Source organism: Collinsella aerofaciens (assembly GCF_018785265.1).
In the GTDB taxonomy this organism is placed as follows: Bacteria; Actinomycetota; Coriobacteriia; order Coriobacteriales; family Coriobacteriaceae; genus Collinsella; species Collinsella aerofaciens_AI.
Genome location: NZ_WQPK01000002.1, coordinates 14,422 through 36,069 on the forward strand (window position 1 = coordinate 14,422; position 21,648 = coordinate 36,069).

At 59.9% G+C, this 21,648-nt stretch carries 15 protein-coding genes; 8 read left to right on the forward strand and 7 right to left on the reverse strand.

Annotated elements, in window-relative coordinates; translation table 11 throughout:
* Positions 1 to 73: 73 nt before the first annotated feature.
* Together GPK42_RS00105 and GPK42_RS00110 are read right to left on the reverse strand one after the other, a co-directional pair.
* Complete coding sequence (locus tag GPK42_RS00105; RefSeq protein WP_195240566.1) at positions 74 to 1,090, reverse strand: 2-keto-3-deoxygluconate permease; 1,017 nt, start codon at positions 1,088 to 1,090, stop codon at positions 74 to 76.
* A 110-nt stretch (positions 1,091 to 1,200) separates the two neighbouring features.
* On the reverse strand, positions 1,201 to 1,950 hold the full coding sequence (locus tag GPK42_RS00110) for an SDR family NAD(P)-dependent oxidoreductase (RefSeq protein WP_006234857.1): 750 nt from the start codon (positions 1,948 to 1,950) through the stop codon (positions 1,201 to 1,203).
* Between the two features lie 248 nt (positions 1,951 to 2,198).
* Between GPK42_RS00110 and GPK42_RS00115 the strand changes: the two genes are divergently transcribed.
* The 4 genes from GPK42_RS00115 to GPK42_RS00130 all read left to right on the forward strand — a co-directional run bounded on the left by GPK42_RS00115 (position 2,199) and on the right by GPK42_RS00130 (position 8,476).
* Positions 2,199 to 2,648 carry a MarR family winged helix-turn-helix transcriptional regulator gene (locus tag GPK42_RS00115; RefSeq protein WP_050766108.1) on the forward strand — a complete coding sequence of 150 codons (450 nt, stop codon included), beginning with the start codon at positions 2,199 to 2,201 and terminating at the stop codon, positions 2,646 to 2,648.
* A complete protein-coding gene (locus tag GPK42_RS00120; RefSeq protein WP_215692652.1) occupies positions 2,645 to 5,011 on the forward strand; it encodes an ABC transporter ATP-binding protein in 2,367 nt (788 codons plus the stop codon). Before GPK42_RS00115 ends, GPK42_RS00120 begins: the two co-directional genes overlap by 4 nt.
* Positions 5,011 to 6,867 carry an ABC transporter ATP-binding protein gene (locus GPK42_RS00125; protein WP_215692654.1) on the forward strand — a complete coding sequence of 619 codons (1,857 nt, stop codon included), beginning with the start codon at positions 5,011 to 5,013 and terminating at the stop codon, positions 6,865 to 6,867. Before GPK42_RS00120 ends, GPK42_RS00125 begins: the two co-directional genes overlap by 1 nt.
* A 577-nt stretch (positions 6,868 to 7,444) precedes the next feature.
* On the forward strand, positions 7,445 to 8,476 hold the full coding sequence (locus GPK42_RS00130) for a 3-deoxy-7-phosphoheptulonate synthase (RefSeq protein WP_117821377.1): 1,032 nt from the start codon (positions 7,445 to 7,447) through the stop codon (positions 8,474 to 8,476).
* A 541-nt stretch (positions 8,477 to 9,017) separates the two neighbouring features.
* Here the strand turns inward: GPK42_RS00130 and GPK42_RS00135 are convergent.
* Both GPK42_RS00135 and GPK42_RS00140 read right to left on the reverse strand, forming a co-directional pair.
* Positions 9,018 to 11,240, reverse strand: a complete 2,223-nt coding sequence (locus GPK42_RS00135) for an ABC transporter permease (protein ID WP_215692655.1) — start codon at positions 11,238 to 11,240, stop codon at positions 9,018 to 9,020.
* A complete protein-coding gene (locus GPK42_RS00140; RefSeq protein ID WP_275950409.1) occupies positions 11,230 to 12,015 on the reverse strand; it encodes an ABC transporter ATP-binding protein in 786 nt (261 codons plus the stop codon). Before GPK42_RS00140 ends, GPK42_RS00135 begins: the two co-directional genes overlap by 11 nt.
* Before the next feature lie 148 nt (positions 12,016 to 12,163).
* Between GPK42_RS00140 and vsr the strand changes: the two genes are divergently transcribed.
* Complete coding sequence (vsr, locus tag GPK42_RS00145; protein ID WP_215692657.1) at positions 12,164 to 13,153, forward strand: DNA mismatch endonuclease Vsr; 990 nt, start codon at positions 12,164 to 12,166, stop codon at positions 13,151 to 13,153.
* Positions 13,154 to 13,862: 709 nt separating this feature from the next.
* On the opposite strand, the gene GPK42_RS00150 is transcribed toward vsr, so the two are convergent.
* Positions 13,863 to 14,720, reverse strand: a complete 858-nt coding sequence (locus tag GPK42_RS00150) for a class II fructose-bisphosphate aldolase (RefSeq protein WP_022095149.1) — start codon at positions 14,718 to 14,720, stop codon at positions 13,863 to 13,865.
* A 334-nt stretch (positions 14,721 to 15,054) separates the two neighbouring features.
* Between GPK42_RS00150 and GPK42_RS00155 the strand changes: the two genes are divergently transcribed.
* The gene (locus tag GPK42_RS00155) at positions 15,055 to 15,858 is read left to right on the forward strand and encodes a DeoR/GlpR family DNA-binding transcription regulator (protein WP_215692659.1); all 804 of its coding nucleotides are present in this window, start codon (positions 15,055 to 15,057) and stop codon (positions 15,856 to 15,858) included.
* Between the two features lie 74 nt (positions 15,859 to 15,932).
* On the opposite strand, the gene GPK42_RS00160 is transcribed toward GPK42_RS00155, so the two are convergent.
* Together GPK42_RS00160 and GPK42_RS00165 are read right to left on the reverse strand one after the other, a co-directional pair.
* Entirely contained in the window at positions 15,933 to 17,093 is a 1,161-nt protein-coding gene (locus GPK42_RS00160) for an FprA family A-type flavoprotein (protein ID WP_252199992.1), read from the reverse strand.
* A gap of 129 nt (positions 17,094 to 17,222) precedes the next feature.
* The gene (locus tag GPK42_RS00165) at positions 17,223 to 18,209 is read right to left on the reverse strand and encodes a LacI family DNA-binding transcriptional regulator (protein WP_195503300.1); all 987 of its coding nucleotides are present in this window, start codon (positions 18,207 to 18,209) and stop codon (positions 17,223 to 17,225) included.
* A 383-nt stretch (positions 18,210 to 18,592) separates the two neighbouring features.
* Here GPK42_RS00165 and GPK42_RS00170 point away from each other — a divergent pair, with 383 nt between their 5' ends.
* Both GPK42_RS00170 and GPK42_RS00175 read left to right on the forward strand, forming a co-directional pair.
* A complete protein-coding gene (locus tag GPK42_RS00170; RefSeq protein ID WP_215692663.1) occupies positions 18,593 to 19,798 on the forward strand; it encodes a galactokinase in 1,206 nt (401 codons plus the stop codon).
* Entirely contained in the window at positions 19,789 to 21,417 is a 1,629-nt protein-coding gene (locus GPK42_RS00175; RefSeq protein WP_252199993.1) for a UDP-glucose--hexose-1-phosphate uridylyltransferase, read from the forward strand. Before GPK42_RS00170 ends, GPK42_RS00175 begins: the two co-directional genes overlap by 10 nt.
* Positions 21,418 to 21,648: the final 231 nt, after the last annotated feature.

The following is a 21,648-nucleotide window of genomic DNA, read 5'->3' on the forward strand; positions in this document are numbered from 1 at the left end:
GCAGGGCGGCCACGGGATCCCCCGTGGCCGCCCTGTGGCGTAGCTAGTTTTTAGCTTTGATTGCCGTTTGGCATTAGGCGGCTGAGGCGGCCTTGTCGGTCGTTGCCTTGCCGTTGCTCTGCTGGCCCTCAAAATGCTTGTAGCACCAGCTGGTGACCAGCGGGGTCAAAATGGCCGTCACGATTGCGCAGGCGGCAACCTGTGCCGTAGCCGTCGCGAGCACGGCGCCACCGTACAAGGCCTCGTTGACGCTTGCCATGGCAGCAGGCGTGGCCACATTGGCTCCGGCGCAGCTCGAAATGGCCGCACCTGCGACACCCGTACCGCCCGTGAGCTTATCGACCGCGATAACGGGAATTGCAAAGACCACCGAGCAGATCACGCCGAGCAGAATACCGGGAAGACCGCCATTAATGAGCTGGCCAAAGGTCATGGTCGAGCCCATGGCAAAGAAGACGAGCACGATGACGGCGGAAAGTGCCGGTGCCATCATCTTCTTAAAGCTGGGGAACAGGTTACCTAGAATAATGCCGACGACGATCGGCAGGATGGCACCCACGAGCGACCAGCCGATCGGAGCCTGGCCGGCAGCGCCGAGCACGATCATCGTGACCGGAGGGCCGACAACGAGCGTGGTGATTGCGACAGCGCCACGCTCGGCCTCGTTGCCCATGGTGCCCATCAGTCCAGCGTACATAGCATTGTTGGCGCCGGTGCAAGCCGCCAGCATCACCATGGCAGAGATGCCAAACAGGTTGTCGTTGAACACATAAAGAATGAGCAGCGACACGGCAACGACCACGATTTGCTTGACGGCGATGATGATGGCACCGCGGGCAGCGGCGGCAGGAGCACTCTTAAACGAAATCGTCGTACCGACGATAAGCAAAAAAGCGCCCACGAGCGGGCCTGCACCCTGCTGGGTCATGCCAAGCGTAAAGCTGCCGAGCGTTTTGAACAGGTCGGGGAATAGCGTGTTGAGCAGGCAGCCCAACAAAAGCGGCACCAAAATATTGGCACCCGGGATGGAGGACATCTTAAAGAACGGCTCCTTTGCCGCCGGCGCCTCCACCGCAGTCGATTCACTCATATATATATCTCCTTTGGATGCATGCGAATCGTAGCCGCACGCGCCTATATCAGAAAGAAGGCGACGGTCCCGAGTCGCAGGAGCCGTCGCCGAACAATCGTCGTGGGGTATTACCCGTCCAGGACGATGCCGCCGTCGCAGTCACCGATCTCGCCGTTCACGAAGCTGGCGAGGTCGGAAGCGAAGAACAGCACCATCTGCGCAGGCTCGCTGGCCTGGGCGGCGCGGCCCAGAGGAATACCGTTGATGATGCGCTGAGAGTTCTCGTCAGAGAGAATCGAGGTCATGTCGGTAAGCGTGAGCGACGGGCACACAGCGTTGCAGCGGACGCCGAACTTACCGCCCTCCTTGGCGACCGCCTTGGTAAGGCCATTGACACCGGCCTTGGAGCTCGCGTAGGCCGCGGTGCCGAGCAGGCCGCCACCGATCTTGCCAGCGACAGAGCTCACGTTGACGATAGTGCCGGCATGGGCCGCCTTAAAGTGCGGGTACACGGCGTTCATCATAGTGAAGGTACCGTTGAGGTTGATGTCGATGGTGCGACGCCACTCGGTGTCATCGATCTCGTCGAACTTCTTGGTGCTGATGACGCCAGCGCAGTTGATCAGGATGTTGGTTTGCGGCAGGTCCGTAAAAATCTGCTCGACGGTCTCGCGCGCCTTGGGTGCATCGGCGACATCGAGCTGATAGAACTTGTTGCCCTCGCCAAGCTCGGCCACCGCGGCCTCGCCCTTAGCAGCGTTCCTTGCGATGAGCGCGACGTGTCCGCCGCCCGCAACGATGCCCTTGGCAATCTCGAGGCCAATGCCCTGAGTGCCGCCGGTAACGATCGCGGTTTTGCCCGTGAAGTCAAATGCCATGACTCCAACCCCCTTGATTCAGGTGTCTCCTTGCGGGAAGTTGGAGCATCGCACGTGGCGATAAATGAGTCCCAGTCGTCATGGTGGTGACAACCCCTCGCCTAACCGCGGGAATAATAGTTCTTTGAAACGCTTCAGCGATTGAATTTTTTACTCTTTATGCGCTCTTTATATTGCCCACTGCATGAGACCCGAATACGCGGGTATCATCTTTCACCGAAAATAGTTTCTAGTGTTAGGGGTTTTCGGTGGAAGATACCGATTTCCATGAGCTTGGGCGTCAGCTCTTTACCGAGTTTGGCAGCATGCACCAGCGCGTTTCGCGCTTTGCCGACCAGGCTCTGGGTGGCGAGATGGCCGTCATGCGCGCCCTCATGCGCGCCGGCGGCTCGCTCACGCCGAGCGAACTCGCCGATCGTGCCTGGGTCTCGAGCGCCCGTATCGCCAATATCCTGCGCGCCCTCGAGGCCAAGGGTTGGGTCGAGCGCGAGCACTCAAAGACCGACCGTCGTCGCGTACACGTCACGGTGACCGACAAGGGATTCCAGGTCATCGAAATCAAACGCCGGGAATTCGAGGACCGCACCGCGGCCTTCCTCGAGCAGCTCGGCGAAACAGATACCCAGGAGATGGTGCGCCTTCTAAGACGTGCCAACGAAATTATCGACCGCAATCAAGAAAGGAGAGATGCCGAGTGAGGATTCTCAAGCTCTTTAAAAAACATATCCTGGCACTGTTCGCAGCTATCGTACTTATCGTAATCAGCTGCAACGCCGATCTGGCGCTGCCTACCTATATGAGCGACATCGTCGACGTGGGCGTGCAGCAAGGCGGCATCGCCTCGCCCGTGCCCGACACCATTCGCGCCGAATCGCTCGACGACCTCGAACTCTTCATGAGCTCCAAGGACGCCAAGGCTGTGGAGGCCGTGTTTAGCAAGGCGGACAATAACGGCATTCGAACGTACAAGGGCACCGAGGAGGAGCGTGCCGACGGCGGCAAGATTGCCGACATCATGAGCCTGCCCGAGACTGTCGTCCTTTCGTTCAACCAGGGTATTGACGCCAACTCCATGGGTGACATGATGGGCACGTCCGGTGAGAAAGACAACAGCGGCGCCCAGGCCATGCCCACGCCCGAGCAGATGGCGGCGATGACGCCCGAGCAACTCGCCGAGATGCAGCAGAAGGCCGCTGCGGCGCAGAACATGCAAAAACAGATTGATGCCGACGGTGGCAAGATCACCATGAAGAGCCTGCGCCTGGGTGTCGAGGGCGGTCTGGTAGACCAAAGCAAGCTCGTCGAGGGCGCCAACCAAATGGCGGACAAAATGGGCTCCATGTCGGGCTCCATCGTCACCCAGCGCGCCGTGAGCTATGTACAGGACGAGTACAAGGCACAGGGCATCGACCCCGCCGACGTGCAGAACGCCTACCTGAGCCACATGGCGACCACGATGTTTGGGCTGTGCCTGGTGTCGCTCGTCGCCACCATTCTGACCGGTGCCGTGGCGTCGCGCACCGCCTGCTCCATCGCCCGCGACCTGCGTCGCGAGACCTTCAACAAGGTTATGCACTTCTCGCCGGCCGAGGTGGGCAAGTTTAGCCAGGCCTCGCTCATCACCCGCTGCACCAACGATATTCAGCAGATCCAGATGGCCGCAACCCTGTTTATCCGCATGTGCCTGATGGCCCCCGTCATGGGCATCGTCGCCGTCATGCGCGTCCTGGCCAACCACACCGGTCTGGAGTGGACCATCGCCGTGGCCATCATCGCGGTTTCGGCCGTTGTCGGCGTGCTCATGGGCCTCACCATGCCCAAGTTCAAAAAGATGCAGAGCTTTGTGGACCGCGTGAACCTTACCGCCCGCGAGCTGCTCGACGGCCTTATGCCCATCCGCTCGTTCAACCGCGAGGAACATGAGCTCGAGCGTTTTGACAAGGCTTCGCTCGACCTGATGACCACGCAGCTCTACACCAACCGCGCCATGAGCTTTATGATGCCGCTCATGATGCTTGTCATGAACTGCATCACCGTGCTTATCGTCTGGTTTGGCGCGCAGGGCGTGTCCGACGGCGTGATGCAGGTCGGCAACATGATGGCGTTTATCTCCTACACCATGCAGATCGTCATGGCGTTTATGATCCTCACCATGGTTTCGGTCATCCTGCCCCGTGCCGAGGTCGCAGCCGAGCGCGTGGAAGAGGTCATCACCTGCCCCACGAGCATCAACGACCCCGCCTCGCCCAAACTGCCCGCGGCCAGCGCGCCGCGCGGTGAGCTCACCTTCCGCGACGTGAGCTTCCAGTATCCCGATGCCCGCGCCGATGTCATCAGCGGCGTGAACTTCACCACGCATGCCGGTCAGATGCTCGGCATCATTGGCTCCACGGGCTCGGGCAAGTCCACGCTCGTGCAGCTGATTCCGCGCCTGTACGACGTCACGGGCGGCAGCATTTCGCTCGACGGCATCGACGTGCGCGACATGACCCTTTCCGAGCTACGCCGACGCATCGGTTATATTCCGCAGCAGGGTCGTCTATTCTCGGGTACCGTCGAGAGCAACCTCAAGTTTGCCGGCGACATGGTGAGTGACGAGGATATGCGCCAGGCAGCACGCGTCGCCCAGGCGGAGGACTTTATCGCCGAGCGCGAGGACGGGTACGACTCCCCTATCAGCCAGGGCGGCTCCAATGTTTCGGGTGGTCAGCGCCAGCGTCTGGCCATCGCCCGCGCGTTGGCCAAAAAGCCCGAGGTCGTGGTGTTCGATGACTCGTTTAGTGCCCTCGACTACAAGACCGACGCGCGCCTACGCGAGGAGCTGGCCAAAAACGTTACCGACGCCGCGCTCGTGGTCGTGGCCCAGCGCATCGCGACCATCATGCACGCCGACCAGATCATCGTGCTCGACGACGGCCACGTAGTGGGCACCGGCACGCACGAGGAGCTGCTGCGCAGCTGCCCGGCGTACCTGGAGATCGCACAGTCGCAGCTTTCCGCCGAGGAGCTGGGGCTTACCCAAGAAGAAATTGCAGCCGTCATGGAAGGAGGCGAGCGCTAATGGCAGACGAGACCAAGGCTCAGATTCCCAAGCCCACCCGCCAGCGTGGTCCCATGGGCCGCATGGGCGGCATGCGTCGCGGCGAAAAGGCCAAGGACTTTAAGGGCACCATGAGGCAGCTGCTCGGCTATATCGGCCAGCACAAGATTGCCGTGTTTGCCGCCGTCGCCTTTGCCGTGTGCTCGGTCATCTTTAATATTGTGGGACCCAAGATGCTCGGTCAGGTTACCACCAAGCTGTTCGAGGGCCTGGTTGCCAAGGTCAACGGCACCGGCGATGTCGACTTTAACTGGATCGCTAAGACGCTCGGCTTTTTGCTCTGCCTGTATCTGGCGAGCTCTGCCTGCAGCCTGATCCAGGGCTGGCTCATGACCGGTGTCACGCAAAAGATCTGCTACCGCATGCGCAAGGAGATCGCCGCCAAGATCGCCGTCGTGCCGATGAGCTACTTTAACGGACACAGCAAGGGCGATGTGCTCAGCCGCATCACCAACGACGTCGATACACTCGGCCAGTCGCTCAACCAGAGCGTGACGCAGCTTATTACGTCCGTCACGCAGATTATCGGCGTGCTCGTCATGATGCTTTCGATCAGCCTGCCGCTCACCGGCGTCACCGTGCTCACGCTGCCGGCCGCCGCGATTATCTTGATGGTGATGATTCACTTCTCGCAGCCGTACTTCCGCGAGCAGCAGCAGGTTCTGGGCGCCGTCAACGGCATTATCGAGGAGGATTTTGCCGGCCAGAACGTCATTCAGGTGTTCGACCGCGCCGAGGCTTCGATCGAGGAGTTCGACCGTCAAAACGACCGCCTGTTTATTAGTGGCTGGCGCTCGCAGTTCCTGTCGGGCCTGATGATGCCGCTTATGAGCCTGGTGGGCAACATGGGTTACGTGGGCGTTGTCGTAGTGGGCGCGCAGCTCGCGCTGACCGGCAATGCCACGCCCGGCGACATCCAGAGCTTTATCCAGTACGTGCGCAACTTTACGCAGCCGGTGCAGCAGCTGGGCAACGTGAGCAACACGATGCAGTCGATGGCCGCTGCCACCGAGCGCGTCTTTGAGTTCCTGGCCGCGCCCGAGGAGGAGCAGAAGGCCGACGCGCAGATCCCCGAGAAGCGCCCCGGTCACGTGGAGTTTGACCATGTGAAGTTTGGCTATACGCCCGACAAGACCATCATCCATGACTTTAGCTGCGAAGCGCAGCCCGGCCAGACCATCGCCATCGTCGGCCCCACCGGCGCCGGCAAGACCACGCTCATTAAGCTGCTGCAGCGCTTCTACGATGTGGACGGCGGTTCGCTGCGTGTCGAGGGCGTCGACGTGCGCGATTGGGACCGCGCGGCACTTCGCGGCGAGTTTGCCATGGTGCTGCAGGATACCTGGCTGTTTAACGGCACGATCCGCGAGAACATCCGCTACGGACGCCCCGATGCAAGCGATGCCGAAGTCGAGGCCGCCGCACGCGCCGCACGCTGCGACCACTTTATCCATACGCTCGCCGGCGGTTACGACTTTATGATCAACGAGGAGGGCACCAACCTGTCGCAGGGTCAGCGCCAGCTCGTGACCATCGCCCGCGCCATTTTGGCCGACCGTCCGGCGCTAATTCTCGACGAGGCGACCTCCAACGTTGACACTCGTACCGAGGAGCTTATTCAGCGTGCCATGGATGCGCTGATGCAAGGCCGCACCAGCTTTGTTATCGCACATCGCCTGTCCACGATTCGCAACGCCGACGTGATCTTGGTGATCCGCGACGGCGACATCGTCGAGAAGGGCACACACGACGAGTTGCTCGCCCAGGGTGGCTTCTACGCCGACCTGTACAACTCGCAGTTCGACGAGGCGGCGTAAATTCTGCCGCAGGGAACGAATAACGCCCGAGAACGGGGGCGCAGGACAACCTGCGCCCCCGTTTTTGTTCTACGGCCCTTGAGCCGCCTCCCCTGGGACCTGATTGACAGCCCCTTCGAAGCCCTGTGGGCAAAAAATGGCAAATATGAGTACTGTTACCTTTTTGGTAACAGCCAAAACCGCCTCAAACGACCTCCTTGCGGCCTCTATACGCCTTCAAATTAATCAAAACGCCCGTTAGCGGGCTTCTGTGTGCCAACGTTAATGAACATATTTTTCACTTTGTCTATTATCTTGCTAGACTGATATGTTACTAGGTTAGCAACCGTACTCATATTTGGCATTTTTTGCCCACAGGGTGTTTCCTGGGGAACCGACAACAGCCTTAGGGTCGCGCGCGGTGCCACTCCCTCCCGACATCCGCCGACGTTTACCCAGATAAAACCTGCCAAAATAAACCTGTCCCTTTTGGCAGGTTTCGGGGTGGCAAGGGCTTGCACTTTAGCGTGCGACAGCGGATAATGCCGAACACTCGACAATACGCTTATTGCTCTTTCTATAGATTGAGGAGGCCCCTATGGCCATGGAATTCAAACGCAGGCTGCCGATCCCCATGGAGATCCGCGAGGAAATGCCGCTTTCTGCCGAGCTTACCGCCAAAAAGCAGGCATTTGACGCCGAGGTCGCCAAAGTCTTTACCGGCGAGGACGCACGCAAGGTGCTCATCATCGGCCCGTGCTCTGCCGACCGCGAGGATTCGGTCCTCGAGTACATGAACCGACTGGCCAAGACCGCCGAGGAGGTCAAGGACAAGCTCATCATCATTCCGCGCGTCTACACCAATAAGCCGCGCACCAAGGGCACCGGCTACAAGGGCCTGCTGCACAACCCCAACCCCGAGGCTCCCGACGACCTGCTCGAGGGCGTCAAGGCCATCCGCCATATGCACCTGCGCGTTATTAAGGAAACAGGCTTCTTCACCGCCGACGAGATGCTCTATCCGTCCAACTACCAGTACCTCGTTGACCTGCTGAGCTATGTTGCCGTGGGCGCACGCTCGGTCGAGAACCAGGAGCATCGCCTGGTGTCGAGCGGCATTTCGGTGCCCGTCGGCATGAAGAATCCCACTGCCGGCTCTACCACCGTTATGCTCAACTCCATTTACGCCGCGCAGGCGCACCAGAGCTTTATCTTCCGCAACTGGGAGGTCGAGTGCGACGGCAACCCGCTCGCACACGCCGTCATGCGTGGCTACATCGGTCTCGATGGGCGCACCTACCCCAACTACCACTACGAGCACCTGGAGCGCCTGGCCGAGCGCTATACCGAGCATGCCGGCTACGCCAATCCGGCAGCGGTTATCGACTGCAACCATGACAACTCGGGCAAGCGTCCGCTGGAGCAGTACCGCATCTGCAAGGAGGTACTCGACAGCTGCCGCCGCAACGAGTCCATCTCCAAGCTGGTCAAGGGCTTTATGATCGAGTCCTACCTTGAGGACGGCAACCAGCCGGTCGATGGCGGCGTCTTTGGCAAGTCGATCACCGATCCGTGCCTGGGCTGGGAAAAGACCGACTACCTCATCCACGAGATCGCAGAGCGTATTTAGAGTTACGGCGTTTTACCAAACCGCGTAACGACTCGACGCTGCAAGCCCGTCAGAGCGGCAATCTGCCTTTCAGCTTCGACGGCATGGCCAGAAGGTCAATGCCGCCTCGCTTCAAGGCACCTTGCTCGCTCTGGCGGGCTTTCGCTGACTTTTGCTCTACCTGCGGTGTTGGCGGGGCAGCTAATTTAGGATGGGGCTCTTTTAGCTACCCGCAAAGTAGTCGTTGGGGACGTTCTTGTTTGACTAGTCGTTTAAGAACGTCCCCAACGACTACCCGGGGGAGTTGCCTTCCCTCGTGGCGGTCTTCTAGCAGAAAAACCAAGTGAGTAGGCTTTTTGCAGGAGGGCAAGCACGCCCCAAAACGCCACAGTTCTGACCTGCGGTTTTATAGATCATTTGTCGCGATGTGCTCGGCAGGTTCAAAAAAGTCTACTCACTTGTATCTGAGACGCACCAGATTGGCAAAAACCGCCGCGAAAGGGCCCCTGGTCCCTTCGCGGCGGTCATACGCCTCTGATTTTGCGACGATTTTGCCCGCTTGTTACTCGCTGTAGCGGGTGGCGATGGCGGCTTGTACCATGCCGGTGCTCATGAGGTAGGTCACCAGGAAGTAGCCGCCGTAGGCTGCCAGGAAGATTGCACAGGTGAGGCCCACGGTGCCACCGATGCTCATATTTCCGAATATGCTCACCAGCTCGATGATCACCTTAAGTGCCACAAAGGAGTGCGCCAGGCCCAATGCCAGCGGGAACAGGAAGAATACCGCTTGCTGTGCCATCACCGAATGGCGAATCTGGCGGTCGTCGCAGCCGATCTGTGCCAGCACACGATAGCTGCGGCTGCCGTCGGCCACATTGGAGAGCTGCTGGATCGACAGTATCGCCGCGCATGCAACGACCAATACAAAGCCGATGTAGATGGCTAGGTAGCTAATAAGACCGTTCATTTGCGCTGCCTGCGTGTACATCTCGGAGCGTGTGATGAAGGTTCCCCACGACCCCGACTCCTTGCCGTCAACGAGCAGATTGTCGAGCACAGTGTATTTAATGCTCTCGTCTGCCTCGGTTGTATCCATCCCCTGTTTGTAGTTAACGAGCAGGCTACTGGAATACGGCTGCAGATTAAGTTGGGACAACAGCTCGTCGGCAACGACGACGGTGCCCGGATTACTACCCATCGCCGAGTTGGCGATGGCCGCCGTATCTTCGTCCGACTTATCGGCTGCGGGCTTGAGCGTATGCCCGCCCAAGGTAAGGGCATGGCCGCCAGCCATATACTTGGTGTACAGGTCGACCAGCTCGCCGCCCATATCACACGTGAGCAGATACTGGTCGCGACCGATGTGCACCGGCTCCTCGCCCATCATCTGGCGCAGTTTGTTGTACTGGCTCGCCGGCGTCACAAACAGACCCATCGCATCGGCATTGCTACCCCCGAACGCCTTGGGAAGCTTTTCGCCCATGGTCTTGCACATCTCACTTGGAATCACCGAAGGATTCGAGCCGCCAAGCGGGTAACTCAGATACGAATCGATCTGCACATGCTCACCGGCAACATCGGCGATATTGACCTTCTTGCCGATCTCGTCGTTGTTGTCCGCCGACTTGCCCTTACGATCGCCGTGCCATGTATCGCCGTGCCATGCGGAGTACAAATCGACCGTACTATCGGCCAGCACCATGCGATCGGCCTCAGACGGATTGAAAGACTCTTTGTAGAAGTCGAGCGTATCGGGCGTGTAATAGACATACGTCTGAGACACATCAACAGGGTTATAGCGCTCCAGGTTTTCGTTCATCACGTTGGCAATCGACATACCGCACGTCACCGAGGTGATGGCCAAAAACAGGAGCATCGCGATGACGCCCATCGAAAAGCACACCGTGTTGACCTTGGCCGCAAGCTGGCGCACGGTAAACATGTTGAGGCCGCGCCAATACACGCCGCGCAGGCTCTGCAGCAGCTTGATGAGCATGCCCGAGAGTCCCCAGAACAGGGCAAAGGTGCCCACGGTAACCATAGCGGTCGTAATACCAAACTGGTTCATGGCCTCTTGCAGCTTGCTGTCCGTCGCGGTTAGCGGGAACCCATCACGTAGCAGACGGTAATAGGCCACGCCCACAAGCACCACGCCCACAGCAAAAATGGCAATCGCGATCCAGGGGTTGCGCGTCTTGATGCTCTCGTTGCGACGCTCGGCACCCATAAGCTCGATGAGTTTGGTACGACGCACGGCGCGAAGGTTCAGCAGTAGCGTGAGCACAAACATTACGAGCATGCAGGCAAGGGTAAGATTGAACGCATGCACCGAGAAAAAGAAGTGGAAATTGGCGATCTGTGTCTTAAAGAGCGAGGCCGTAAAGAACGTCATGAGCTGGGAGAGTCCCACACCCAGCACAATGCCGGCGACAAAGGCCACGACCGATACTATCACGGTCTCGAGCGCCATGATCGTGGCGACGCGCCCGCGCCCCATGCCGAGCACCTGGTACAGGCCAAACTCCTTCTTGCGGCGTTTCATGATGAAGTTATTGGCATACACCATCAAAAAGGCCATGACACCGGCCAAAAAGTACGTCAGGTCGCCGAGCATGCTGCCCATAACCTGCGCCAAGCCCTCTTCATCGATTCCGGCGATGTCGACCTGCATCGAGATGGTGTTGAAGGCATAGAAGACCGTGACGCCCAGGGTGAGCGTCAAAAGGTAGACGAGGTAGTCGCGGCCGGCACGGCGGACGTTGCCCCAAGCGAGTTTACAGAGCATCGGAGCCCTCACCGCCCATCATGGCAACGACCTCCATAATGCGGTCGAAGAATTCTCGGCGGTCGGTGTCGCCGCGGCGCAGCTCGGTGAAAATCTTGCCGTCTCGGATAAACAGCACACGGCTCGTGTAGCTGGCGGCAAAGCTGTCGTGCGTGACCATGAGCACGGTGGCGCGTAGGCGGCGGTTAAGGGCCTCCAGGCTCTCGAGCAGCAGGCGAGCGCTCTTGGAATCGAGGGCGCCGGTGGGCTCGTCGGCCATGATCATGGTGGGGTCGGTGACGAGCGCGCGAGCCGCGGCAACGCGCTGCTGCTGACCGCCGGACATCTGGTAGGGATACTTGCCGAGCACCTGACTGATGGACAGGCGCGCTGCCACATCCTGCACGCGGGTCGAGATCTCTGCCGAGTTTGTGCGGGCGATGGTGAGCGGCAGGGCGATGTTCTCGCGTGCCGTGAGCGTATCGAGCAGATTGGAGTCCTGGAAGATAAAGCCGAGCTCCTCGCGGCGGAACTGCGAAAGCTTAGCCTGCTTCATGCGTGTTACGTCCTGCCCGTTGATGCGGATGGTGCCGCTCGTGGCGCTATCGATGGTCGAAACGCAGTTGAGCAACGTCGACTTGCCCGAACCCGAAGCGCCCATGATGCCAACAAATTCGCCGCGGTTGACGGTAAAGCTGACGTCGTTGAGCGCGCGGGTCACATTGCCCAGCGCCCCATATACCTTTTCGAGATGCGCGACCTCCAGTACCGGGGTCGCCATGTGCGTGGTTTGCATACCGAGTCCTTTCTTGCGATTAGTTTACGGCATCTATAGTCGCAAGAAGACGAGTCGGCTACCATCGATATGGCTTACGCTTGCCTTACCGTTGTGTAAGGTACGGGTAGCTAACCTGCCGCGTGTTGATGTTGAGAGAGGACTCCTGTTGAAGACTGTTCATGTTGCCGCTGGGATCATTCGCAAGGAAGGATCTGACGAGCTGCTTGCCGTGCAGCGCGGCTATGGCGACATGCTGGGACTTTGGGAGTTCCCCGGTGGCAAGCTCATGCGCGGCGAGACACCCGAGGACGCCGTACGCCGCGAGCTCATGGAAGAGCTGCAGGTAAAAGTCACCAACCTGCGCGATTTTTACACCGTTGAGTATGACTACCCCGATTTTCATCTCTCCATGGAGTGCTACTACTGCTCGCTGGCTAAAGAATCCGATGAGCCTCAGAAGCACGACCGCCAGCTCGATATCCGCTGGATTCCACGCACCTCGCTTGCCACTGTTGAGTGGATGCCCGCCGACAAGGGGCTCATTGATGCCCTGATTGAACTGAAGGAAGATCGGCTTGAGGCCAACGGCGCCGCCAACGACGCCGAGGCCGCCACGACCGACGAGCCCGCCACCAAACCCAAGCGCGCACCTAAGCGCCGCAGCAAAAAACGTCCCAAGCCCGGTCTGCTCGACGGTATCGACACCTCGGACCTTTCCGCTGACGAGCGCGAACTGGTGCGCCGTCGCGCCGCCATCAAAAAGTCCATGAAGGGCAACAAGCGCGCCAACACCAAGCCCGAGCTGCTCGTTCGCCAGCGCTTGCGCGCAGCGGGGCTCACAGGCTATCGCCTAGAATGGAAGGTCCCCGGCAAGCCCGACATCGCCTTCCCCGGCCGCAAGATCGCCATCTTCGTCAATGGCTGCTTTTGGCACCGTTGCCCCAAATGCAATCCCAGTCAGCCCAAACGCAATGTTGAGTTTTGGGAAGCAAAATTCCGTCGCAACGTCGAGCGCGATCGCGCCGCGGTGGCAGCGCTCACTCAAATGGGCTGGACACCCATAACCATCTGGGAATGCGAACTCAAAAAAGACCGCATCGACGCCACCATGGAAAAGGCCATCGAGCAGGTGCGCGCCGCAGAGCCACAGCGCTAACAGCGAGCATTCACACGCTCCGCACGTCCGCGCCACATCCGCGTCACAAACCTTAGAAAGCCCTTAAGTCCAAAACCTTTCAAGAGTGTTACTCGATAGCTTTAACCTGCGGTTTCATCGTAATTGCAAACCTCATTAAGCCTTTCTTTAGCGCTTCTTTGCGACGTCCGCGGCATAATACTGCCAACGCACGGGACCTAGCAGCACACCCCGTGCGCTATCTTTTGGTGGACATCGAGGAGGCCGCATAAGCATGCATTCTTCCAATGACGCAGCACAGCAGCCATCCCTAAAACATGCAGACCTTTTCTCCTTCCCCCCGACACAGAGAAACGGCCTCCTCGACTCCCCCACCACAAAAGCCAAACGCTCAACCGACCAGAGCCTCAACTTGCGAGCATCGTTCGAAAAGCTCCAAGCATCCCTAAACAAGTCATTCCCCAACCAAGCCCGGGCATACTAACCCCTCATCAGCAAAGAAGCCCTGACGCCCCACCCATTTCCGCCCCAACGCCACAAGGGCGATCGAGCAGGACGGCTTGGGCGGGTCCCCGTACTTAGTTTCCAAAATCATTCCGCAGCGCGAAGGCCCCCGTTGCCAACGCTTCGTAGAAGCGAGGCAACGGGGGCCTTCATGCGCGAGGACGTTTTGGAAACTAAGTACGAGGACCCGCCCAAGCCGTCCGGTGGGATCAGAGTACCCTTGCTGTTACTCTGCTTTGCCCACAGAGTTAAGGTTGGTCATGCGGATCTTAACCAGCTCGGTGATCTCACGCATACCCTCCTTAGCCGGCTTCTTGGGATCGAAGCAGGCGGGGTTCTCGGCCATGTAGGCCATGAAGCCCTTGGTGTAGGCCTGACGCAGCTCGGTAGCGTAGTTAACCTTGCAGATGCCGTTCTTCACAGCCTCGGCAACCTGCTCATCGGGCACACCGGAGGTGCCGTGCAGAACCAGCGGCACGTCGACGGCGTCGCGAATGGCCTTGACCACGGACTGCTCGATGTGCGGATCGCTCGTGTACACACCGTGGCTGGTGCCAACGCCAATAGCGAGGGAGGTGCAGCCGGTACGCTCGACGAACTCCTTGGCCTCGGCCGGATCGGTGTAGGGGCTCTCGCCCTCAACCGCGGGACCGTCGTCCTCCTTGCCGCCAACCTTACCGAGCTCAGCCTCGACGGGCACGCCCATGGCGCGGCCAGCATCGGCGACGGACTTGGTCAGGGCGATGTTGTCCTCGAAGGACTCGTGCGAGCCGTCAATCATGACAGAGGTGTAGCCCGTGCGGAAAGCCTGCATGCAGCGGTCATAGCCATCGCCGTGATCGAGGTGCAGAGCGACGGGCACGGAAGCGCGCTCGGCAGCAGCCTTGACCATGCCGTAGAAGTAGTCCAGACCAGCGGTCTTGATGGTGCCCGGGGTGGTCTGCATGATGACGGGGGACTTGGTCTCCTCGGCAGCGGCCAGAACGGCCATAACAAACTCGAGGTTCTCGACGTTGAACGCGCCGACGGCGTAGTGGCCGGCCTGAGCGTCCTTGAGCATCTTTTCGGTGGTAACAAGTGCCATGAGCGTTTGCTCCTCTCCCTCGCCCGCATCTGGACATCGGGCGTAGTTGTTCACAAGGCGTTTTACCTTGCGTTTTACTGCGTTCATTGTATGAAATTCAGCGGCTTTGCACGTGCGAGATATTGAGCCCATGCAGGTCAATACCGTCGTTTTTGAAAAGTAAACGGAAGGAATTTGAGCCGAGTGGACATGTTCGATATTGAATTTTGGGCGTTCAGTGTCTTTCTTTTATAGAAAAGATAAGTAATCGAAAGGTGTTTTCTTACTCAAAAAGAAAATGAACGAAAATAGAGTCAACACAATTCCTGCAAATTTAGCCGAGAATGGAGCAAGCATGGCCCAAGCCACCAACCGCGCTTTTGCCGACGAACGCCGTGCCGCCATTATGGAAATGCTCGATCATAATGCCTCGGTGCAGGTAGCAGAAATCGCCCAGACCTTTGGCGTGTCCTCCGTCACCGCCCGCGCCGACCTGGACGCGCTCGCCGAAGCAGGCAAGCTGCGCCGCACGCACGGCGGTGCCGTATCACTCCACAAACGTCTGACCGTCTCCACGCAGGATCGCCGCATCAATGTCAACGTCGCCGCCAAGCAGGCCATCGCGCAAAGCGCCATCGAGCTCGTCAATGACGGCGACACGCTGCTCGTCGACTCGGGCACCACGGCGCTCGAGTTCGTCCGGCTCCTCGATCAGCGCGACGGTATCACCGTCATCACGGCCGACATTACCATTGCCGATTACATCGACGAGAGCATGCCCTCAGTCGATGTCGTCATGCTGGGCGGGGCGCTGCGCAAAGGCCATCGTTATTTGTACGGACCGCTCACTATGCAGGCGCTCCAAATGGTCCATGCCGATCTGGCCGTCATGTGCCCCGGCGCCTTTGTCTCCAGCTGCGGCTTTACGACCGACTTTCCCCAGATGGCCGAGACCAAAACGGCTATGATCGCCGCGGCCCATCAAAGCGTCGCCCTCATGGACGCCAGCAAGGTTAGCGGACGCGGCATGTACCGCTTTGCCGAGCTGACCGATGTCGACACCATCGTGATGGACCGTGACCCCGATCATGCCGTCGCCACTTCAATCGCCGAGGCCACCGACAGCGCACGTCCAGCCCTCATCATCGCCGGCGCTTAAACAAAAACCACCACAAAGGTGCCTGTCCCCTTTGTGGTGGTTGTGATGGTTGAGCGTCAAAAGTGAACGTGTCGTTACTTGGACAGCTCGTCGGCGAGGGCCTCGATCTGGGCGCGCGAGGCGTCGTTGAGCGAGCCCAGCACGGTCACCTTGTTCTGCGCTAGGGTGATGTCCTTCATGCCCTCGAGCTCCTTGGTCATAACCTTGGCAGCTGCGGGCGCCCAGGAACCGGACTCGACAAGCGCCACGGTGCGGTTCTGGTAGGCATGCTCGGCGAGCGTGTGGATAAAGGTGCTCATGCACGGGAAGATCTCGCCCTGATAGGTAATGGAGGCGAGCACCAGACGGTCGTAGCGGAACGCATCCTCAACGGCCTCGGCCATATCGTCGCGAGCCAGGTCAAAGACGGAGACCTTCTGGCCGCGGGCCTCGAGCGCAGATGCGAGCTCCTCGACGGCCGTCTTCAGATGGCCATACACGCTCGCATATGCGATCGTGATGCCCTCGTCCTCGGGCTGATAGCTCGACCAGGTGTTATAGGTGTCGAGGTAGTAGCCCAGGTTCTCGGTCAGCACGGGGCCGTGGAGCGGGCAGATGATCTGGATATCCAGGTCGGCGGCCTTCTTGAGGACGGCCTGCACGAACTTGCCGAACTTACCGACGATGCCAAAGTAGTAGCGGCGAGCCTCGCAGGCCCAGCCCTCGGGATCCTCGACGTCGTTGGCGCCAAACTTGCCAAAGCCGTCGGCACTAAAGAGCACCTTGTCGGTGGCCTCGTAGGAGAAAATCACCTCGGGCCAGTGAACGTTGGGGGCGCCGATAAAGGTCAAGCTGTGGCCGCCCAGGTCGAGCACGTCGCCCTCTTTGACGACCATCTTGCGCTCGGGGAAGTCGGTGCCAAAGTAGTTGACCATCATGCGGAAGGCACCCATGCTAGCCACAATCTGGGCCTGGGGGTAGCGCTCCATAAAGGCAGCGATGCCGGCGGAGTGATCGGGCTCCATGTGATGGACGACCAGGTAGTCGGGCGTACGGCCATCGAGCACGGCCTCGAGGTTGCCGAGCCACTCGTCGACAAAGTCAGCGTCAACCGAATCGGCGACGGCGATCTTGTCGCCCAAGATAACGTAGCTGTTGTATGCCATACCGTTCTCGGACACGTCGTACTGGCCCTCGAACAGGTCAATGTCGTGATCGTCGACGCCAATGTAGCGGATATCCTTGGTGATCTCCATCAGGCAAAGCCTCCTAGATAGACAAAAGAGCCCGTCTATCATAACACTCGCCTTCATAGCCACGGCTATCTGTCAGCATCCTTACCGATTGTTTTTGAGGCGGAATATACCGCCGTTCACCTGCACAAACTATACGTGAGGCGCTGCCGTGGTATGTCGAACGATAAGCTGACCGGGAATGCGAATGGCGACGGTTTTATCCGTTGCCCCCGCCTCGGGAACCGCATGCTCGAATACCTCGCGTCCGCGCTGATGCAAATCGAATCGAACGGTCGTGAGCTCGTTATGCGCGACAAAGTCGTCGAGCGAGTCATCGACGCCCACCACGCTTACGTCCTCGGGCACGCGCAAGCCGCTATCGCGCAGCGCTGCAATTGCGCCATTTGCCATCTGATCGTTTGCCGCGTAAATCGCCGTCATGGTGCGGTCGTGTTCGGCCAGATACCTACCGGCCTCGTAACCGCTGTTGGCAGACCAGTCTCCCTCGAGCGGCTCTGCCGGCTCGATGTGTTTACGCTCGAGTGCATCCTGCCAACCGGCGCGACGAAATTGTTCGTCAACCGAGAACGACGGGCCGCCAATATAGCGAATTTGCTCGTGCCCCAGCTCAAACAGGTGGTCCATAAGCAATAGCGAGCAGCCGTAATGGTCGGAATCGACCGTGGTCACCCGCGGATGCGCGTACATGGTAACGATGACCGTACCAATGCCCGGCAGTGGATCAAACGTCTCAAAATCGGGCGCCATGCGACTCATGCCGATAATGATGCCGTCCACGGGCAGTGCGGCCATGCGACGCGTTGCCTCGGCAAGCGAAAACTCCTCGGTCTTGGACATCTCGACCAGCGTGATGGCGCAATTATGCTCGCGAGCAGCGCTGGCGATGCCGTCGATCATTGAGAGGTTGCCAAACTTGGTGACATCGTTGACGCACAGGCCGACCGAATGGTAACGGCCGTCGCGCAGCGAGCGACCGGCATAACTCGGACGAAAGCCGAGCTCTTGCATGGCGGCCTGCACGCGTTGGCGCGTCTGCTCGTTCACGTTGGGCAAGCCGTTTGCGACGCGCGAAACCGTCTGCTGTGAAACGCCAGCAGCGCGGGCGACGTCGGCCATGGAGACCGGACGCGTGCCTGTATCGTTGGACGGGCGCCTTGCCACAGAATCACCTTCACCCTTGCGAGATCTGAATAGCGTGAATGCCGGCCGAGCAAAAATACACCCCGCGCCGAGGACCGCTATCGTCGGACGCATGTTAACGTACTCTACTTTTTCTATCTGCATCTCTTCTGCTTTATAAGTCCATACAGCCACACCGTTCACGGCCGAAAATCTACCGATTACCAGATTCTCAAAAATAGATATGCGTTGTGTTATGAGTACGTTAACATACCCATTAACGTGCGGCACCGCGACCGTCTGGTTTGTGGTGCTCAAAATTGTTAACGTACTCATAATGACACGGACCAGTCTCTCCCGCGTCAAGGAAAGGACCCCCCATGACCACCCCCGACAAAAAGACACTCGCCACGCTCACCAAGCTGTTCGAGGAGGAGTTTGGCCCCATCGGCGACCGCCAGGTGCTCTACGTGCACGCGCCCGGCCGCTCCGAGATCAGCGGCAACCACACTGACCACGAGGGTGGCCACGTTATCGCCGGCTCGCTCGATGTCGCCGTCGACGGCATCGCCGTGGCAACCGATTCCAACAAGGTTCGCGTAGCCGACGAGGGCTATCCCACGTTTGAAATCGCGCTCGACACGCTAGACGTTCAGGAGTCCGAGAAGGGCACGTCCGCGAGCCTCGTCCGCGGCATGGCCCACGAAATCGCTGCTCTGGGCGTTGAGCCCCAGGGCTTCGACTTTGCCTTCACCTGCTCCGTCCCCTCGGGCGGCGGTCTTTCGAGCTCCGCTGCTGTCGAGGCGGCATACGGTCGCGCCATGGAGACGCTCTGGGACGCACCCGCCATCGAGCCCGTCGCGCTCGCCCAGATGAGCCAGCGCACCGAGAACAACTATTACGGCAAGCCCTGCGGTCTGATGGACCAGGCCGCCGTTTGCTTGGGCGGCCTCGCCTACATGGACTTTGAGGATCAGGCTCAGCCTAAAACCCAGAAGCTCGAGCTCAACTTTGAGGATCACGGTTATGCGCTCGTGCTCGTTAAGGTCGGTGCCGACCACGTGGCCGCCACCGACGACTACGCCGCCGTTCCGCGCGAGATGCAGGACGTCGCTGCCGAGTTTGGCAAGGCACGCCTGTGCGAGGTAAACGTGGCGGACTTTGACGCCAAGCTCCCCGAGCTGCGCGCCAAGCTGGGCGACCGCGCCTGCCTGCGCGCCGTTCACTACTGGTACGAAAACGGCCTGGTCGATAAGCGCTGGGCTGCCCTGAACGCCGGCGACATCGATCAGTTCCTGGTCCTGACGCGCGAGTCCGGCGCCAGCTCTGCCATGTACCTGCAGAATGTCGTTGCCAAGCTGGGCTCCGAGCAGCCTTCGATGTATGCCCTGGCACTGGCCGAGCACGTGCTCGACGGCCGTGGCGCCGTCCGTATCCACGGTGGCGGCTTTGGTGGCACCATCCAGGCCTTCGTGCCGCTCGACCTGGTCGACACCTTTATCACCAAGATGAACGGCTGGCTGGGCGAGGGCTCTGCCCGCCACTACGCAATTTCTGACAAGGGGGCTTACGCGGCATGGCTGTAATGACTGACGTGCGCGAGGCCGCGCAGAACCTGATCGAGTACGCTATCCACCGATCGATGATCGGCCAGGACGATCGCATCTGGGCGTATAACACCATTCTCGAGTGCATCGGCGCTACGGGCCCGGCGCTCGACATGGCCTGGGCGCTGCAGACCGAGAAGCTCTCGCTCTTGCACCCCGATACCCTCCCCGACTTTGACCTTGAAGGCACGCTTGCCGCGCTTTCCGAGACTGCCGTTGCCAACGGTGCCGCCGAGGACACGGCGTCGGGCCGCGACCGCATCGCCATGCGCATCATGGGCATGCTCATGCCGAGGCCTTCGGTTGTAAACGAGGAGTTCAACGGACGCATGGGCGTCAACGAGCCCCGCGCCGCGACTGACTGGTTCTACGGCCTGTGCTGCGACGCCGGCTACGTGCGCCGTGCCGCCATCGCGCGCAACATCAAATGGAGCACTTCCACCAACTGGGGCGACCTGGAGATCACTATCAACCTGTCAAAGCCCGAGAAGGACCCGCGCGATATTGCCGCGGCCGGTGCCGCCAAAAACACGGGCGAGAAGTATCCCGCCTGCCAGCTCTGCATCGAAAACGAGGGGTATCCCGGACGCTCCGCCGCAGCCGACGGCGGTGCCCATCCCGCCCGTCAGAACCTGCGAGTTATCCCTATCCAGCTCGACGGCGAGCGCTGGGGCTTCCAGTACAGCCCGTACGCGTACTTTAACGAGCACTGCATTGCTATGAGCTCCGAGCATCGTCCGATGCACGTCGACCGCAAGGGTCTGACCTGCCTGCTCGATTTTGTGGACCTGTTCCCGCACTACTTCATCGGCTCTAACGCCGACCTGCCCATCGTGGGCGGCTCGATCTTGTCGCACGACCACTTCCAGGGCGGCGCGCACGAGTTCCCCATGATGCATGCCGCCGAGGTCTCGCAGTTTAGCGTGCCCGGTTTTGACCAGGTCAGCGGTACCGTGCTGCAGTGGCCGCTCTCGGTGCTGCGCCTGCGCTCGCATGACCGCGCTCAGCTGCTCGACGCCGCCGAGAAGATTATCCTGGCATGGCGGGAGTGGACCGATGAGTCGGTTGGCGTCGTCGCGCACACAGCCGATGGCGTGGCGCACAACACCGTGACGCCCGTCATCCGCCGCGTCGACTCCCGCGGCAATGCCGGCGGCGAAATCTACGAGGCCTACCTGGCGCTTCGCTGCAACATCACGACTGACGAGCATCCGCTGGGCGTATTCCACCCGCATGCCGAGTACCACCACATTAAGAAGGAGAACATCGGCCTGATCGAGGTCATGGGCCTGGCCATTTTGCCGCCGCGCCTGGTTCCCGAGCTCGGCGCTGTCCGCGAGCACCTGCTGGCGGCCAAGGTCGATGCCAGCTACGACCTTGCTAGCGCGCTCGAGGGCGATGATCTTTGTCGCAGCCATGCCGCGTGGGCCGAGGACGTCTTTGCTCGCCGCGCCGACGAGCTTACAGCCGACAACGCCATCGATATCCTGCACGAGGAGGTCGGCGTGGTGTTTGGCCACGTGCTCGACAACGCCGGCGTCTTTAAGTGGGACGAGGCGGGACGTGCCGCCCAGCAGCGCTTTATCGACTCGCTGTAGAGCACAGACCCGGTCGCTCAACGGCAGCCCGCACAGCATAGACACCCACACGACAACGGCGCTCGCCGGCAACATCGCCGACGGGCGCCGTTTTATTGGCTAGTCGTTGGGGACTTTCTTAAACGACTAGTCGTTCGGGACGTTCTTGTTTGACTAGTCATTTAAGAACGTCCCCAACGACTACTTGCGACCAGGGCAACGTCGATGTTTTGGCAACGACAGCGAAAACCC

Excerpts from the sequence above, each read along its gene's own strand:
- GPK42_RS00105 (WP_195240566.1), bottom strand. The coding sequence starts at position 1,090 with ATGAGTGAATCGACTGCGGTGGAGGCGCCGGCGGCAAAGGAGCCGTTC.
- GPK42_RS00110 (WP_006234857.1), bottom strand. The coding sequence starts at position 1,950 with ATGGCATTTGACTTCACGGGCAAAACCGCGATCGTTACCGGCGGCACT.
- GPK42_RS00125 (WP_215692654.1), top strand. The coding sequence starts at position 5,011 with ATGGCAGACGAGACCAAGGCTCAGATTCCCAAGCCCACCCGCCAGCGT.
- GPK42_RS00130 (WP_117821377.1), top strand. The coding sequence starts at position 7,445 with ATGGCCATGGAATTCAAACGCAGGCTGCCGATCCCCATGGAGATCCGC.
- GPK42_RS00135 (WP_215692655.1), bottom strand. The coding sequence starts at position 11,240 with ATGCTCTGTAAACTCGCTTGGGGCAACGTCCGCCGTGCCGGCCGCGAC.
- GPK42_RS00140 (WP_275950409.1), bottom strand. The coding sequence starts at position 12,015 with ATGCAAACCACGCACATGGCGACCCCGGTACTGGAGGTCGCGCATCTC.
- GPK42_RS00150 (WP_022095149.1), bottom strand. The coding sequence starts at position 14,720 with ATGGCACTTGTTACCACCGAAAAGATGCTCAAGGACGCTCAGGCCGGC.
- GPK42_RS00155 (WP_215692659.1), top strand. The coding sequence starts at position 15,055 with ATGGCCCAAGCCACCAACCGCGCTTTTGCCGACGAACGCCGTGCCGCC.
- GPK42_RS00160 (WP_252199992.1), bottom strand. The coding sequence starts at position 17,093 with ATGGAGATCACCAAGGATATCCGCTACATTGGCGTCGACGATCACGAC.
- GPK42_RS00165 (WP_195503300.1), bottom strand. The coding sequence starts at position 18,209 with ATGGCCGACGTCGCCCGCGCTGCTGGCGTTTCACAGCAGACGGTTTCG.
- GPK42_RS00170 (WP_215692663.1), top strand. The coding sequence starts at position 18,593 with ATGACCACCCCCGACAAAAAGACACTCGCCACGCTCACCAAGCTGTTC.
- GPK42_RS00175 (WP_252199993.1), top strand. The coding sequence starts at position 19,789 with ATGGCTGTAATGACTGACGTGCGCGAGGCCGCGCAGAACCTGATCGAG.